This is a genomic window from Halopenitus salinus (genome assembly GCF_055397165.1).
Genome location: NZ_AP043853.1, coordinates 1,274,678 through 1,289,612, shown reverse-complemented (window position 1 = coordinate 1,289,612; position 14,935 = coordinate 1,274,678). Strand labels below are relative to the sequence as shown.

At 69.7% G+C, this 14,935-nt stretch carries 15 protein-coding genes; 7 read left to right on the top strand and 8 right to left on the bottom strand.

Annotation, left to right across the window (positions count from 1 at the left end; genetic code table 11):
• The first annotated feature begins 53 nt into the window (after nucleotides 1–53).
• Together ACZ5YD_RS08240 and ACZ5YD_RS08235 are read left to right on the top strand one after the other, a co-directional pair.
• Nucleotides 54–1,190 (top strand): CNNM domain-containing protein, encoded by a 1,137-nt coding sequence (locus ACZ5YD_RS08240; RefSeq protein ID WP_379742180.1) that lies wholly within the window; start codon nucleotides 54–56, stop codon nucleotides 1,188–1,190.
• Nucleotides 1,191–1,244: 54 nt separating this feature from the next.
• On the top strand, nucleotides 1,245–2,762 hold the full coding sequence (locus tag ACZ5YD_RS08235) for a TiaS agmantine-binding domain-containing protein (protein WP_379742177.1): 1,518 nt from the start codon (nucleotides 1,245–1,247) through the stop codon (nucleotides 2,760–2,762).
• 52 nt (nucleotides 2,763–2,814) lie between these two features.
• Here the strand turns inward: ACZ5YD_RS08235 and ACZ5YD_RS08230 are convergent, their stop codons facing one another.
• From ACZ5YD_RS08230 to ACZ5YD_RS08215, 4 genes are all read right to left on the bottom strand, one after another.
• Nucleotides 2,815–3,990, bottom strand: coding sequence for a threonine synthase (locus ACZ5YD_RS08230; RefSeq protein ID WP_379742174.1), 1,176 nt, complete (start codon nucleotides 3,988–3,990; stop codon nucleotides 2,815–2,817).
• The gene (locus ACZ5YD_RS08225) at nucleotides 3,990–4,946 is read right to left on the bottom strand and encodes a succinylglutamate desuccinylase/aspartoacylase family protein (RefSeq protein ID WP_379742171.1); all 957 of its coding nucleotides are present in this window, start codon (nucleotides 4,944–4,946) and stop codon (nucleotides 3,990–3,992) included. Before ACZ5YD_RS08225 ends, ACZ5YD_RS08230 begins: the two co-directional genes overlap by 1 nt.
• A 154-nt stretch (nucleotides 4,947–5,100) precedes the next feature.
• Entirely contained in the window at nucleotides 5,101–5,913 is an 813-nt protein-coding gene (ubaA, locus tag ACZ5YD_RS08220; protein ID WP_379742168.1) for an SAMP-activating enzyme E1, read from the bottom strand.
• A 103-nt stretch (nucleotides 5,914–6,016) separates the two neighbouring features.
• Entirely contained in the window at nucleotides 6,017–6,607 is a 591-nt protein-coding gene (locus tag ACZ5YD_RS08215; RefSeq protein ID WP_379742165.1) for a 50S ribosomal protein L15e, read from the bottom strand.
• A 296-nt stretch (nucleotides 6,608–6,903) separates the two neighbouring features.
• Here ACZ5YD_RS08215 and ACZ5YD_RS08210 point away from each other — a divergent pair, with 296 nt between their 5' ends.
• The 4 genes from ACZ5YD_RS08210 to ACZ5YD_RS08195 all read left to right on the top strand — a co-directional run bounded on the left by ACZ5YD_RS08210 (nucleotide 6,904) and on the right by ACZ5YD_RS08195 (nucleotide 11,405).
• Entirely contained in the window at nucleotides 6,904–7,485 is a 582-nt protein-coding gene (locus tag ACZ5YD_RS08210) for a biotin transporter BioY (protein ID WP_379742162.1), read from the top strand.
• A gap of 40 nt (nucleotides 7,486–7,525) precedes the next feature.
• Nucleotides 7,526–8,356 (top strand): energy-coupling factor ABC transporter ATP-binding protein, encoded by an 831-nt coding sequence (locus ACZ5YD_RS08205; protein WP_379742159.1) that lies wholly within the window; start codon nucleotides 7,526–7,528, stop codon nucleotides 8,354–8,356.
• Complete coding sequence (locus ACZ5YD_RS08200; protein ID WP_379742156.1) at nucleotides 8,353–9,069, top strand: energy-coupling factor transporter transmembrane component T family protein; 717 nt, start codon at nucleotides 8,353–8,355, stop codon at nucleotides 9,067–9,069. The genes ACZ5YD_RS08205 and ACZ5YD_RS08200 overlap by 4 nt, the downstream gene beginning before the upstream one ends.
• Before the next feature lie 86 nt (nucleotides 9,070–9,155).
• Entirely contained in the window at nucleotides 9,156–11,405 is a 2,250-nt protein-coding gene (locus ACZ5YD_RS08195; protein ID WP_379742153.1) for a (Fe-S)-binding protein, read from the top strand.
• A gap of 6 nt (nucleotides 11,406–11,411) precedes the next feature.
• Here the strand turns inward: ACZ5YD_RS08195 and ACZ5YD_RS08190 are convergent, their stop codons facing one another.
• From ACZ5YD_RS08190 to ACZ5YD_RS08175, 4 genes are all read right to left on the bottom strand, one after another.
• The gene (locus ACZ5YD_RS08190) at nucleotides 11,412–12,446 is read right to left on the bottom strand and encodes a threonine aldolase family protein (RefSeq protein WP_379742150.1); all 1,035 of its coding nucleotides are present in this window, start codon (nucleotides 12,444–12,446) and stop codon (nucleotides 11,412–11,414) included.
• A 67-nt stretch (nucleotides 12,447–12,513) separates the two neighbouring features.
• Nucleotides 12,514–12,870, bottom strand: coding sequence for a thiol-disulfide oxidoreductase DCC family protein (locus tag ACZ5YD_RS08185; RefSeq protein ID WP_379742147.1), 357 nt, complete (start codon nucleotides 12,868–12,870; stop codon nucleotides 12,514–12,516).
• 78 nt (nucleotides 12,871–12,948) lie between these two features.
• The gene (locus ACZ5YD_RS08180) at nucleotides 12,949–13,653 is read right to left on the bottom strand and encodes a queuosine precursor transporter (RefSeq protein WP_379742144.1); all 705 of its coding nucleotides are present in this window, start codon (nucleotides 13,651–13,653) and stop codon (nucleotides 12,949–12,951) included.
• On the bottom strand, nucleotides 13,646–13,876 hold the full coding sequence (locus tag ACZ5YD_RS08175) for a ribbon-helix-helix domain-containing protein (protein ID WP_379742141.1): 231 nt from the start codon (nucleotides 13,874–13,876) through the stop codon (nucleotides 13,646–13,648). The genes ACZ5YD_RS08180 and ACZ5YD_RS08175 overlap by 8 nt, the downstream gene beginning before the upstream one ends.
• Before the next feature lie 178 nt (nucleotides 13,877–14,054).
• On the opposite strand from ACZ5YD_RS08175, the gene ACZ5YD_RS08170 reads away from it, so the two are divergent.
• Nucleotides 14,055–14,747, top strand: coding sequence for a hypothetical protein (locus ACZ5YD_RS08170; protein WP_379742138.1), 693 nt, complete (start codon nucleotides 14,055–14,057; stop codon nucleotides 14,745–14,747).
• Nucleotides 14,748–14,935: the final 188 nt, after the last annotated feature.

Here is a 14,935-nt window from a genome sequence, read left to right as displayed (position 1 = left end):
GGACGACGAGTCCGCATCACAATTAACCATGTGGCGCAAATACGGCGAGTCGAATGACACCGACCGAGATCGGCATCCGGCTGTTCGCCGGGATCCTCCTCATCCTCGCGAACGGGTTCTTCGTCGCGATCGAGTTCGCGTTGACGCGCGTTCGGCAATATCCGGAATCGGAGTTCGACACCCCCGCTCTCCGCCGAGCGTGGGAGATGACCCAGGATCTCGAGATCTATCTCACGAGCTGTCAGGTCGGGATCACCGCCTCGAGCATCGCGGTCGGTATCGTCGCGGAGCCCGCCCTCGCCGCGCTCTTCGAGCCGTTCTTCGCCGGCGGCGTGTTCGCGTCGATCGGCGCCGGCGGCCTCATCGCGTTCGGGATCATCAACCTCCTGCACCTCACCCACGGCGAACAGACGCCGACCTACCTCGGCGTCGAGCGCTCGAAGTTCGTGTGTCGGTACGGGGCGCGTCCGCTCTACTGGTTCGCGTGGCTCATCTCGCCCGTGATGCGGATCGGCGATTCGGTGGCCAAGGCGACCCTGCGGTTGTTCGGCGTCGAGATGACCGGCGCGTGGCTCGAGACGGAGACCGACGTCATCGAGTCGCGCGCGGACCTCCGCAACCGCCTCGGGTCGCTTCTCGACGAGGGCGATCTCCCCTCGGAACGGCGCGAGGAGGTGCTCAACGCGCTCGACGTGGACGAGCGGCTCGTCGAGGAGGTGATGGTCGACGTCGAGGACGTCGTCGCGATCTCGACGGCCGCCTCGATCGAGGAGAACTTCGAGCGCATCCGACGGACGCCCCACTCCAGATTCCCGCTGATCGGCGAGGACCCCTCCGACCTGCGCGGCGTCGTGTACGCCCCCGCGATCTTGAACCACGTGGACGACCTCCAGGACGGCTCCGTGTCGTTCGCGGACATCGCGGCCCCGCCGATGACGATCCCGGCCGGGACGAGCCTCAGCGAGGCCTTCGACCGGTTTCAGGAGAACCGACAGGAGCTCGCGCTCGTCTTCCGCGACGACGAGGCGATCGGACTGATCACCGCGACGGACGCGCTGGAGGCCGTGATGGGACAACTCGAGGACCCGCTCGATCGGGCGTGGGGTGACGACTCGAACGGCTCCGACGATCCGGCAGATCTGGGCGATCCGGTCGATTCGAGCGATCCTGACGATGCGGACTCGACGTGACGCTCCGGTCGCCGCCGCGAAACCGGCTTATTCTCCGAAGACGAACCGGGCCACGTGACCATCGTCGGCGTCGACGACACCGACTCCCGTTCGCTCGGGATGTGTACGACCTACCTCGCGACCCGGCTCGCGGAACGGATCCGCGAGCACGGTGGAACCGTCGAGCGACGGCTCCTGATCCGTCTCAATCCCGCAATCGAACACAAGACCCGGGGCAACGCGGCCCTCGCGCTTCACACCGACATGCCCGCCGCCGACGCCTTCGCGCTGGCCCGCGAGGAGATCGACGCACGGTCGATCGGCGATGACCCGCGGACCTCGCCCGGGGTCGTCGTCGCCGACGTCGCGGTCGCGGACGCCGGCACGATCGGCCCCTCGGAGGAGGGCCGATCCGCGGACGAGCGACGCGGGATCCCCCCCGCGGTTGCCGAGTTCGCCGAGGACGCACTCCGACGGCGTCACGACCTCGACGACGCCCTCTCTTTGATCGACTCGCATGGAATGTTCCACGCCGGGTTCGCCGCCGAGGGGTGTGATACCGAGGGGCGCGGGCGGATCGGCGCGCTCGCGGCGGTCGGCGCGTTCGCCGCTTTCGAGGAGTGGACCCACGAGCACATCGCCTATCGCGAGTTCGACCGGTGTGGCACGCCGAGGTCGGTCGACGTCGACTCCGTTCTCGAGGCGGCCGACTCCGCGTATCCGACCGTCTGGGACACCGCCGATCGCGACGCCGGGACGGCCGTCTGCGTCCCGAACGCGCCCGGCCCGATCCTCTACGGGATCCGGGGCGACGACCCCGAGGCGTGCCGCGCGGTGGCGGACCGGATCGACTCCGAGCCGGTGGACCGCTCGGCGACCTTCCTGACGAACCAGGGGACCGACGCCCACCTCGCGTCGGGGTCGATCGGGTCGCTTCGCGACGGCGCGGGCTACCGTGTCGACTGCGTGGTGTGTTCCCCGCCGGAGACCCGGCGCGGCGGCCACGTCTTCCTCGAGGTGACCTCTCCCCGGCTCGCCGACCGGCTCCGTCCGGACTCCCCCGAGTTCGACCCATCGCTCCTCGAATCCGTCACCTCGCCCCCCGCGGACGAGCGGCTTCTCGCCGCCGCCTTCGAGCCCACGAAGCGCTTTCGCGACCGGGTTCGGAACCTCCGGGTCGGCGATCGCCTCACGGTCTGCGGGGAGGTCTCCCGGCGCGAGCGCGGACGGGAAGCGCCGAGCGATTCCGACCGCCCGTCGGACGAATCCGGCCGATCGACGAACGGTCTTGCCCGATCGACGGACGGTCCCGACCGGACGATCAAACTCGAGAAGTTCGCCCTCCGCGACCCGGTCCGGACCGAGCGGGTCAACCCGACGTGTCCGTCCTGCGGCCGGTCGATGGCCTCCGCGGGACGCGACCAGGGGTATCGGTGTCGCGACTGCGGTACCCACGCTGACGAACGCGATCGGCGGCGGATCGATCGCGATCTGAAGCCCGGCTGGTACGAGGTTCCCCCGTGCGCGCGCCGCCACGTCGCGAAGCCCCTCGTTCGCGGCGGGTTCGACGCGTCGATCCATCCGGAGCGGTGATCCGCGTCTACGCGGCGATGATCCGCGTCGACACGGCGTGGCCCGTCCCTCGCTACGCCCGTCCGGTCAGCGGCACGACCACGTCCTCGTCCGGATCGAGGATCCCCCGCTCGCGATACGCTTCGAGGGCCGCGGGCGCGACCGCCGAGGTCGCCTCCACGTCGAACCCCTCCCGCCGGAGCCGTCCGAGCGCCGCTCGGGTGTCGGACTCCGTGACCGCGATCGCGTCGCCGCCCGTCTCCCGGATCGCCTCGATCATTCCGTCGATCCGCGGCGGGTTTTCGATCCGAATCCCCTTCGCGGCGTCGTTGTCCCCGCCCCGGTTCGCGGCGTCCGCGTCGTGTAACTCGCGGACCACCGGTGCGTTTCCGGCCGCCTGTGCGGCCAGCAGCCGCGGCGTCCGGTCGATCCAGCCGGCCTCGCGGAGCCGATCGAACCCGCGATGGGCGCCGAGCAACAGCGTGCCGTGTCCCGCCGGCACCACCACCGCGTCGGGGACCTCCCAACCCGACTGCAACGCGACTTCGTAGGCGAAGCTCGCCGTTCCGGCGTGAAACGCGGGATTCCACGCGTGGCTCGCGTACCAGGCCGACCCCGATTCGACCGCCTCGAGACACGCGTCGGTCGCCGCCCGCCGTTTTCCCTCGATGGGCACGGCGTCAGCGCCGACCCGCTCGATCGCCCGGATCGTCGACGCCGCGGACGACGCCGGGAGGTAGATCTCGGCGTCGATCCCGGCGCGGGCGGCGTAGGTCGCCACGGCCGTTCCCGCGTTCCCCGAGGAGTCCTCACACAGGCGCTCGACGCCGAGCTCCCGCGCACGGGTGAGTATCGTGGTCGCCCCTCGGTCCTTGAACGAGCCCGTGGGGAGGACGTATTCGAGCTTGAACCGGCAGTTCCAGGGCTCGTCGGCCTCCTCGGTCTCCTCGCTTTCGTCTCCAGCCCGGTCGGCGTCGACGATCGGCGTCGGGCCGGCGCCGAAGGTCACGCGATCGTCCGGATCCCCGCCGATCGGGAGGAACTCCTCGAAGGCCCACATACCTGCTCGCACGTCGAACCCGCCCGGATCCGGGGGTGACGGCGACGTTGGGTGGGGATTCGCGTCGAACTCCAGGGGGGACCCGCAACTGCAGCGCCAGCGGTCGAGAAACGTTGCGCCGCAGTCCGGACAGACGAGGGATTCGATGGATTCCGGGGTCGACCCGTCGGCGTCGTCGGGCGGGGACATCAGTACTGGTCCACGTTCGTTCCGATCGAACAGACGTACTCGCCGGCGGCGACCTGCGGCAGTCGCCGCGACCGCCAGAATATCCCGTCGCTGTCGGCCGTCACGCGCGCTTTGCGTTTCCCGAAGACGTCCGTCACCTCGAAGAGCGGGTCGCCGGCGTCGACGCGTCCGCCGAGCTCCTGTTTGAACCGGACGAGCCCGCCGGCCGGCGAGCCGTACTGTTCGAAGCCGCGCGCACGCGTCTGTTCGTTGATCTCGGGCTCCCGATCGAGGAAGCCGTAGTGGCCGAGGACGTTGAAGACGCCCTCGACGCCCTTGCGGATCGACTCCTCGTCCCACCCGATACAGCCGCCGAGCTCCGGGTCGATCGTCGGGATCCCGTCGTTGGGCGCGACCCGAGCGAGCTGGCCGTCCGGCCCCTTCTGGTCGAGGACGTAGCCGCACCCGAAGACCTTCGCGAGACGCAGACAGTCCCCGTGGATCCGGTGGCGCGGCCCACAGCGCACCCGGACCTCGTCGATCATCCGGCTCGTCGAGCCCTGATGGAGGTCGAGGATCAGGTCCGCCCGGGTGGCGGCCTCGTAGGTCGCGTGGGCGATGCGTTCGGTTGCGGTCCCCTCGGCGTCGCCGGGGTACGCCCGATTCATCTTCGTGTCGTCGATCGGGTTTCGGTGTTCGGCGATCTGGAAGGCGTAGTGGTTGACGATCCCCACGACGAGGACCGCCCCCGAGAGTTCGCTCGGATCGATCCGCGGAACCACCCGGTTCACGACGCCGAGGCCGTTGAGCTCGTCGCCGTCGCTCACCGCCTGCACGTAGAGCGTCTTCCCGTCCGCCGCGCCGTTGATGACGGCGACGGGCAACCGGACGGGCGATCCGTCCCGCGCCTCGCCGACCTCGAGTCGCCCCGTGTCCATCCGTCCCGGGGGCGCGCTCGCCGTTCCGAGCGTGAGCATTACCGTAGCCTCGTCGGGAGCCCTCTAAATCGGTTCGATTCGCGTCCGGAACCGCGGGCCATCGCGAGCGAGACGACCACGGATCGTTGCGGGCGAGACGACCGCGGGCCATCGCGAGCGAGACGACCGCGGGCTGCTCGTGCGTCTCGGACCGCTAGTCGGCCTCGATCGCACAGCCCCCCGAGTAGTCGATGCCCTCGATCGTCTCGATCGGGTCCTCCCCGCAGACCGGACACTCGGGGTTTCGCGCGTACTCGACCGTCTCGAAGGTCATGTCCATCGCGTCGTAGAACAACATCCGGCCGACGAGTGGTTCACCCGTCTCGAGCAGGAGCTTCGCCGCCTCCGTCGCCTGGATGCACCCGAGCGTGCCCGGAAGCACCCCGAGCACTCCGGTCGTTGCGCAGTCGGGGACGGTTCCCGGCTCGGGCGCCTCGGGGAAGAGACACCGGTAGCAAGGTCCCTCGGGCACGAGCGTCGTCGCCTGTCCCTCGAACTTGTAGATCGCGCCGTGGGCAACCGGGATCGACTCGAGTCTGGCGGCGTCGTTGACGATGTACCGCGTCCGGAAGTTGTCCGTGCAGTCGACGATCACGTCGTGGCCCGAAAACAGATCGCGGGCGTTGTCGACGTCGAGACGCGTTCGGCGGGTCGTCACCTCGACGTCGGGGTTGAGCGCCTCCACGTACCGCCTCGCGGATTCGGCCTTCGGCTCGCCGACGTCCGCGTCCGTGTGGACGATCTGCCGCTGGAGGTTCGACCGCTCCACCACGTCGTCGTCGACGATCGTCAATTTCCCGACGCCCGCCGCCGCGAGGTACTGGATGACAGGCGCGCCGAGCCCGCCGGCCCCGAGCACGAGGGCCTCGCCCTCGAGCAGCCGTTTTTGCCCCTCGGGGCCGACCTCCTCGAGGATGATGTGTCTGGAGTAGCGATCCAGCTGCGTGGAATCCAACGAGAGGCTCATGGGTCGTCTTCGCCGGTGACGGCCATAAGGCTGCGGGGGCTACGTGATGGAGAACCGCGTTCGCAAAGAGAACCGATCGATCGAAGCTGACCGCGTTCGAAGTCTACTTGCCGCGGCGCCGGTCGCCGCCGATCGACGGCCGGGTGTGTTCGGTACCCTTGCCGCGGGTTCTCTGACCACGGCCCTTGCTGCCGGCGGAGGTGAGACCGCGGAAGGCGCGCCCGCGGTGCTCGTCGGCGCAGATCCAGTTCAGGTCGTCGTCGTTCTCGATGGCGGGATGGGCCGGATCCACGAGGATCACCTCGTGCCACTTCTGGGACCCGTCCTCGCCGACCCAGTAGGAGTTGAGCACGCGCAGGTTGCGGTACTTGCGGGAGGCGCGCTCCTCCGCGATCCGCTGGATCGACTTGCGCCGCGAGAGGCGGTTGACGCCCTGTCGCTTCGAGCGGCGGCCGGCCGTGAACCGCTGCTTCCGAGAGCCGCCCTTGCGGACGCTCACGCGGGCGACGACGATCCCCTGTTTGGCCTTGTAGCCGAGTTCGCGGGCCTTGTCCAGGCGGGTCGGTCGCTCGACGCGCTCGATGGCGCCCTGTTCGCGCCACTCCTGTTTGCGCTGCCACTGTAGCTCGGCGAGTTTCCCCTCCTCCGGGGACCGCCAGGCCTCCTTGATGTGCGAGTAGAAGCTTCGTGCCATGGTGTGTCCACGGACGTTTTCGATTCAGTCCCGGCGGCGAACCGCCGCGGAACCACATTTCGTCCCGTCCCCGGCGAGGCCGGGCGGCGGGTGCCCGCTGGACGTCCGACCAGCGAGTTGTCGCCACTACCGTACGCCCCCGGTTAAAAACGTCGTTTGCCGGTCGCCGTGCGGCCACATCCCATGGACGCCACGAAGGCGAGCCGACCTCCCGACCAGTCCAGATCGACGATCGTCGATCCCCGATCACGTCGTAAACCAACACTCTAAAGTAGGTTTACGAGAACGCCACGGACATGTCCACACGGACCGAATCGGTCGACCTCGTCGGCGACGAGACGACGCGGAATCTCGCCCGCTGCGCGCTGATCGCGGCTCTGGTCGGCGCGTTCGCCTACGTATCGTTCCCCTTCCCGCTCTCGCCCGCCCCGGTCACCCTGCAGGTGCTCGGCGTCTTCCTCGCCGGCATCCTGCTCGGTCCGGTCTGGGGGCCCGCGGCGCTCGTGATCTACCTGGCCGCCGGCGCGGTCGGCGCGCCGATCTTCCAGGGCGGCGGCGCCGGGTTCGGACACCTCGTCGGCGCGACCGGCGGGTACCTCCTGTCCTACCCCGTCGCCGCCGGCCTCGTCGGACTTCTCGTTCACCGGGGTTCCGAGCTCCGAGATCTCGATACCGTCGGCCTTTCCACCCTGGTCGGCGCCATGGTCGCCGGCACGGTCGTGATCTACGCGTTCGGCGTGGTCGGCCTGATGTTGGTCCTCGGGCTCGGGCCGGTCGAGGCGTTCCTCCAGGGGGCGCTGTTCTTCATTCCGGCCGAGGCCGCGAAGATCGCCGCCGCCGTCGGCGTCGTCCGATCGGAGGCGATCGCGGCGCGATGAGGACGCAGCTGGCCTTTTCGGCCCAGGAGGACCCGACGCCGTGATCGAGGTCGATTCCGTCCGGGTCGACTACGACGGCGTCCCCGCCGTCGACGACGTCTCCCTCGACATCGCCGACGGCGAGTCCGTCGTGATCGCCGGCGCGAACGGCTCGGGAAAGACCAGCCTCGTCCGAACGTTCAACGGGCTCGTCTCGCCCGATTCCGGGGAGGTTCGCGTCGACGGAACGGCGGTTCAAGCCGATCTCGCCGCGGCCCGCCGCGCCGTCGGGATGGTGTTTCAACACCCGCGCGACCAGATCGTCGCCGCCACGATCGGCGCCGACGTCGCGTTCGGCCCCGAGAACCTCGGACGTGATCGCGCGGAGATCGACCGGCGCGTCGATCGTGCGCTCTCGGCCGTCGGACTCGACGGTCGACGCGAGGACCGCGTCGACGCGCTCTCGGGCGGCGAGCGCGCGCGGGTCGCGATCGCCGGCGCGCTCGCGATGGAGCCGTCCCACCTCGTCCTCGACGAGCCGTTCTCGGGGCTCGACGAGCCCTCCCGCCGATCCGTGCGCTCCCGCCTCGCGGAACTCCGGCGGAACGGGACGAGCCTCGTGATCGTCACCCACGACCTTCGCGACCTCGAACCGCTCGTCGATCGCGTCCTCGTCCTCTCCGACGGTCGACTCGTCGCGGACGATCCGCCCGAGGGGGCGGCGGAGGCGCTCTCGCGGTTCGACGTGCGGGTGCCCTCGGGTTGGCCGAGGTCGGCCGGGGTCGGGAACGGGGACCGGGACGAAGACGCGAGTGGTGGCTCGATCGCAGATACGTCGACACCGGAGCCATCGGCGCCGGACCCGGGCCCGGACTTGGACGGGGCGTCGTGACCGTCGCGTACGTTCCGGGGGAGTCGCCGGCCCACCGGCTCGACGCCCGCGTCAAACTCCTCGTGCAGGTCGGCTTCGCCGCGGCGGCGTACGCCCACACGACGCCGCGTGGGCTCGCGGTCCTCACGATCCTCGCGGTCGGCTGCGTGTGGGCCGCCGGCGGTACCGTTCACGAGATGGCGTGGGGATTCCGATGGGCGGCGCCCGTGTTGCTCGTCGCTCCGATCGTCGCGGGGGCGACCCTCGGCACGCCGTGGTTTCGACTCGAACGCGCCCTCTCGACCGGGCTCGCGAGCTACCGGGTGGCGATCGTCCTGCTCGTCGCCGGCGCCTACGTCCGGTCGACGCCAGTTCGCGAGTCGCGGGCCGCGATCCAGCGTCTTGTCCCGGGACGTGCGGGGCGATCCCTCGGGATCGGGATCTCGCTCGTCTTCCGGTTCCTCCCGCTTCTTCGCCGTGAGCTCGCGAGCGCCCGGAACGCCCTCCACTCGCGGTGTGGCGACGCCCGCTCCCTCCCCGAGCGGATGCGGATCGTGGCCGTCGCCGGACTGAACCGGGCCTTCGATCGCGCCGACCGGCTCGCGCTCGCGTTGAACGCCCGGTGTCTCGCCTGGAACCCGACGCTCCCGCCCGCCAAGTTCGGTCGTCTCGACGCGCTGGCGACGCTTCTGGCGGCGGGACTCGTTCTATCGGCCCTTCTCCCGTGGGTTTGAGCGTGCTCCCTCGTGGACGACGTCGACGGGACGATCGATCTCTCTGCGGTGGCAAGATTTAACCGACGAACCGCGGACCTTCATCCATGCTGCCACTGCAGGCCACCCGGGAGACGTTCTGGACGATCTCCCCGACCGGCAAGGCGGTCTTCTACGTCCTCGCCGCCGCCGCGATCGCTGTCCTCCTCTACGGCGTCTACGCGCGGTTCGCGCGGTACGCCGCGGGCCGATCCGATCCGATCGACCGGCTCTCCTCGCTCCCCGAGCGAACCCTGGCCGCGACCCGGATCGTGGCGAGCAACGAGGGGCAGTTCGACTGCGACCTCTACGCCGGACTCATGCACACCTTCGTCATGTGGGGCTTTCTCGTCCTCCTCATGGCGACGACGATCCTCTTCGTCGACATGGACGTCTACGGGCCCATCACGGGCGACTCCTTTTGGGTCGGCGGCTTCTACCTCGTCTACCAGTTCGCCGTCGACGCCTTCGGCCTGCTGTTCGTCGTCGGGATCTCGATGGCCCTCTGGCGGCGCTACGCGACGCGATCCGACCGGCTGTGGGGGAAACACACCTCGCTCGAGGACGACGCGTTCGTCTGGAGCCTCCTTCTGCTCGGCGTCGGGGGGTTCATCGCGGAGGCCGTCGCCATCGTCGGCCAGCCCGCCCGCGCCGGCGAGTCGGTCAGTTTCGTGGGGATGGCGATGGCGACCGGCCTTCTGGAACTCGGGCTCACGCCCGCCGGGGCGGCCGCGATCTATCCCCTCGTCTGGTGGCACCACGCCCTGCTCGCGCTCGCGTTCGTCGCGTGGATCCCCTACGCCAAGCCGTTCCACATGCTCTCGTCGTTCGCGAACGTCGTGGTCAGGGACGAGGACGCCGGCGCGCGCCTGCCGAACGTCCCGGCGGACCTCGATCACACGAACGCCGAGTCCCTCGAGGACTTCACCTGGAAGGAGCTGCTCGACCAGGACGCCTGCACCAAGTGCGGGCGGTGCTCCTCGGCGTGTCCCGCGAAGGCCTCCGGGCGAAACCTCGACCCCCGCGACGTCATCCTCGATCTGAAGGCGTACCGCGAGTCCCGCGAGGACGATCCCGTGATCGGCCGCCCCGCGAACGCCGTCCCGGGAGCGAACGGCGACGCCCCGGCGTCCGCGGACGGCGACGGCGACGACGGGACGGTCCCGATCGTCGCCGAGGAGGGCGGCGTGATCGACGCCGAGTCGATGGAGTCGTGTATGGCCTGTCTGGCCTGCATGGACGCCTGTCCCGTCGAGATCGACCACCTCTCGACGTTCACCCGGCTCAACCGTCAGCTGGTCGACGAGGGGGCGGTCGACCCGAACCTGCAGGGTGTCCTCGAGGACGCGATGCGGACTGGCAACACCTTCGGCGAGCCGGCGGACGCCCGCGGCGAGTGGACCGAGGACCTCCCGTTCGACGTCGCCGACGCGCGCGAGCGCGAGGTGGAGTTCCTCTGGTACGTCGGCGACTATCCGAGCTACGACGACCGCAACCGGAAGGTCGCTCGCGCGCTCGCCAGGCTGTTCGAGGCCGCCGACGTCGAGTTCGGCATCCTCTTCGACGACGAGCGGTACGACGGCAACGACGTCCGGCGGCTCGGCGAGGAGTTCCTCTACCTGGAGCTGGCGGGCCACCACGTCGAGACGTTCGCTGACTGCGAGTTCGAGACGATCGTCTGTACGGACCCCCACTCGTACAACACGATGAAAAACGAGTACCCCGAGCTCGACTTCGCCGAGTTCGCCGACGATCCGATGATGCCCTTCGACCGGGAGGAGCCGTGGAACGCCGACGGCGAGATCGACGTGAAACACTGGACGCAGGTGGTCGAGGAACTCGTTGCGGACGATCGCCTCGGACTCTCCGGCGACGAACTCGACTACACCGTGACCTACCACGATCCCTGTCACCTCGGGCGGTACAACGACGAGTACGAGGCGCCTCGAGAGCTGATCCGGGCGACCGGCGCCGACCTCCACGAGATGCCGCGCTCGCGTGCGGACTCGTTCTGCTGTGGCGGCGGCGGTGGCGGCCTCTGGACGGAACACGACGAGGAGACGAAGCCGAGCGAGGAGCGCCTCCGGGAGGCGACCGAGGACACGGACGCGGGCGCCGCCGTCGAGAAGTTCGTCGTCGCCTGTCCGATGTGTACGACGATGTTCGAGGACGGGCGAAAGACCGGGGGCTTCGAGGACGACCTGGAGATCGTCGACGTCGCGGAGCTGCTCCTCGAGGCGCTCGAGGTCTCGGACACGCTCGATCCCGTCGCCGCCGATGACGCGGACGGGACGGCGGGCGCGACCGCCGCGGACTAGCTGCCCTTATCCAACGATCCCCTCGATCCGTTCGAGCGCCGTCTCGACGTCCCCGCGGTCCACGTCGAGGTGGGTGGTGAACCGGACCGTCCGCCGGCCGAACTCGACGCATCCCACGCCGGCGTCCGCACAGGCGCTCGCGAACTCCGCGGCCGTGCGTCCGGCCCCCTCGACGTCGACCACGACGATGTTCGTGTCGGGATCCGACGTCGAGAGGCCCGGTAGCTCCTCGAGCCCCTCGGCAAGCCGGGCGGCGTTGGCGTGGTCGTCGGCGAGCCGGTCGACGTTCTCGAGCGCGCAGAGGCCGGGGGCCGCGATCATCCCGGCCTGGCGCATCCCGCCGCCGAACAGCTTGCGGACCCGCCGCGCCTCCTCGATGAACGCCGCCGGCCCCGCGAGCATCGACCCGACGGGCGCGCCGAGTCCCTTCGAGAGACAGAACATCACGCTGTCGACGCGCTCGAGCAGGTCGGACGCGTCGACGTCCAGCGCAACCGCCGCGTTGAATATCCGAGCTCCGTCGACGTGTACCGGAACGGCGTGGTCGTGGGCGGCCGTCGCGGCCGCGTCGATCGCCGATTTCCCGATCGCGGCCCCGCCGCGGTAGTTGTGCGTGTTCTCGAGGGCGCACAATCCCGTGCCGGGACGGTGCAGGTCGCGTTCGACGATCCCCTCGCGAACCTGGTCGGGCGTCGGCACGCCCCGATCGCCGGCGTCGATCGGGCGCGTCTGGACGCCCGAGAGGCTCGCGGCGCCGCCGAGCTCCCACCGGTAAATGTGCGACTCGCGCTCCACCAGCAGCTCGTCGCCGGGTTCCGCGTGCGTGTGGACCGCGATCTGGTTGCCCATCGTGCCCGAGGGAACGTAGAGGGCGGCCTCCATGCCGACCATCTCCGCCGCGCGGGACTCGAGTTCGTTCACCGTCGGGTCGTCGCGGTAGACGTCGTCGCCGACGTCGGCGACCGCGGCCGCCTCGCGCATCGCCGTCGAGGGCGTCGTCACCGTGTCGGACCGGAGGTCGACGTCGAGATCCGAGCTCATGTCCGTCGGTTCGTCCACACGGGCTTATCGATACCGGACAGGGGAGCGTCGCGTTGATCGGCCGTCGCTACACCGTCTCACACGACCGGATCCGTCCCCAGATCGACCGCCGATCGGCGACGAACCGGTAGCCCCGCTCCCGAAGCGTCGACCACCCCGGAACCCGGCGTGCGACGTTGACGGCCGCTCGCCATCCGGGGCCGAAACGGGCTACGACGCGCTCGAGAGCCTCGCCGCAGGAGTAGACCGCCTCGTCGGTCAACAGGTGCATGCACGACTCGTAGTTCCCGGGCAGCCGCGCCCGCTGGTCGGGCGAGAGTTCGCCGAACCCGACGGGTTCGAACTCGCCGTGGCGGACCGCGATCCGGACACACCACTTGCAGAACCCGCAGTCGTCGTCGTAGACGAGACGAGGCGTCGCCATGTCCCCGCTTGGCCGGGCATCGGCTTGGGCGTTTGGCTTCCCGGCGGCCACCGATCCGTCCCCTCACGTGGTCCGGCCCTATCGCCGCACGGCGGCGACCACGAGGTAGACGAACGGCGTGTCCGCCACCGCGATCAGCAGCTTGAGGAGGTACTGGCCGAGGATCAACGAGACGACGATGGCCGTCGGCAGCGCGTCCCCGATGCCGAAGTAGGTCGGCGCCACCACGAAGGCGACGCCGACGAAGATGACCGTGTCGATCGCCTGGCTCGTCGCGGTCGACGCGAGGTTTCGCAGCCACAGGTGGGCCCCGTCGGTCCGATCGCGGAGCGCGTGGAAGACGAGCACGTCCCAGTTCTGGCTCACGAGGTACGCGAGCAGACTCCCGGCCACGATGTTGGTCGCCGGCGCGAGCGCCGACTCGAAGGTCGCCGCGAACTCCGGGTTCTGTGCGGGCGCCGCGATCGTCGACCAGACGAGCGCCAACACGACGAAGTTCATCGCGAACGCGACGTTGACCATCACCTGCGCCGCGCGCCGCCCGTACAGCTCGGCGTAGCAGTCCGAGGCGAAGAACGTGAGCGCGTACGCGAGCGCCGCCCCCGGCAGCAGGATCTCCGGACCGACCCGCGGGACCGCGACCGGAAGCGGGATCGCGAGGAGCTTCGCCGCCGTCAGCTGGGCGGTCACCAGCGCGGTCACGAACAGCGCGAGCAGGCTCACCCGTCCGATCGCCCGGCGGCCGGTCGGGTCCTCGGACGCCACAGCGCCCGGGCTAGACATCCTCGCCCCCGTCGTCCGTTCCGTTCGCGTCGGGCGTTCCGTCTCCCCGTTCGTCCTCGTCCAGCCGCCCGTGTCGTTCGTCGATCTCGTCGAGCCGGTCGAGCGTCTTGCGGATCGACGCGCGGACCGCGTCGCTTCGGTTCACGAACTTGCCGTCGTCGCCGACGTGTCGATCGAGATCGTTCAACAGCTCCTCGGGAATGTCCACGCTCACCTTGGGCATCGTTGGTCTCGAGAGTCGTTCGGGGACTCCCGGTTATATATGCTTCCAAGGCTCCTCGAGTAATATCAATTCACGCGCTCGCCGCGATCGACGTTCCGGAGGGGATCCGGGGCGTTCGAACGCCGTCTCCGCCGGACGGGGACACGCTTTTACTCGCGCGAGCCGTTGGATCGCCACCATGGACGAGAAGACGGCCGAGCTTCGGGACATCTTCGTCGACGCCACGGGCGCCGAAACCGTCACGGAGAGCCAGGAGTCCGGCCGGGGGTCGTTGACCGATCGCGACGACGCGACGGTCACACGGCGGGTCCAGGAGCTGATCGCGACGATGCGCGAGCGGTACGCCTTCTCGAGCGACCTCCCCGACTCGGCCTACGAACGCGTCGTCCGCGCCCACTTCGAGGGAGACGGCGACGGGAACGACGGGAGCGGTGAGAGCGACGACGCCGGGAGCGACGACGCCGCGATCGCCGCCGACCTCGCGTCGGCGGCCGAGGACCCGAACGCGGAACTCGACGCCGCTCCCGAGATCTCTTCGGAGGACGTCTTTCGCGCCCGGATGGATCTCCACCTCGTTCGCGACGACGACCGCGAGTTCCCGGTCGAGTTCGAGGCCGTAACGCGGCTCGTCCTCGCCGGCGCCACCACGGCGGAGCTGGCCGAGGAGCTGGGGATCGACGCCGAGACCGCCGCCCGATGCCGCCGTGTCGCCGAGGCGGACGTCGAGTCGACGCGCGCGAACCACCGGTTCCGCGACGAGTTTCGCGAACTCCTCACCGACGTCGAACTCGAGGAGACACACGCCACCGACGCGCGCGAGGACGGCCTCCGGGAGGCCGCCGAGGACATCGAGACCGACGTCTCGTTTTGATCGCCGGCTCCGGTCGTTCACCCCTCTCCACCTCCTCGAGCGTCCACCCCGGTCGTTTATACCGGATCGCGGCACAGACACCCCGTGTCAGACGCCGATACGCTCGAGTTGGACGCCACAGGAACGGACGCTACAAAAGCGGACGCTACAGCAACGGACGCAACACCAGCGGACGCCACCGAGGTCGG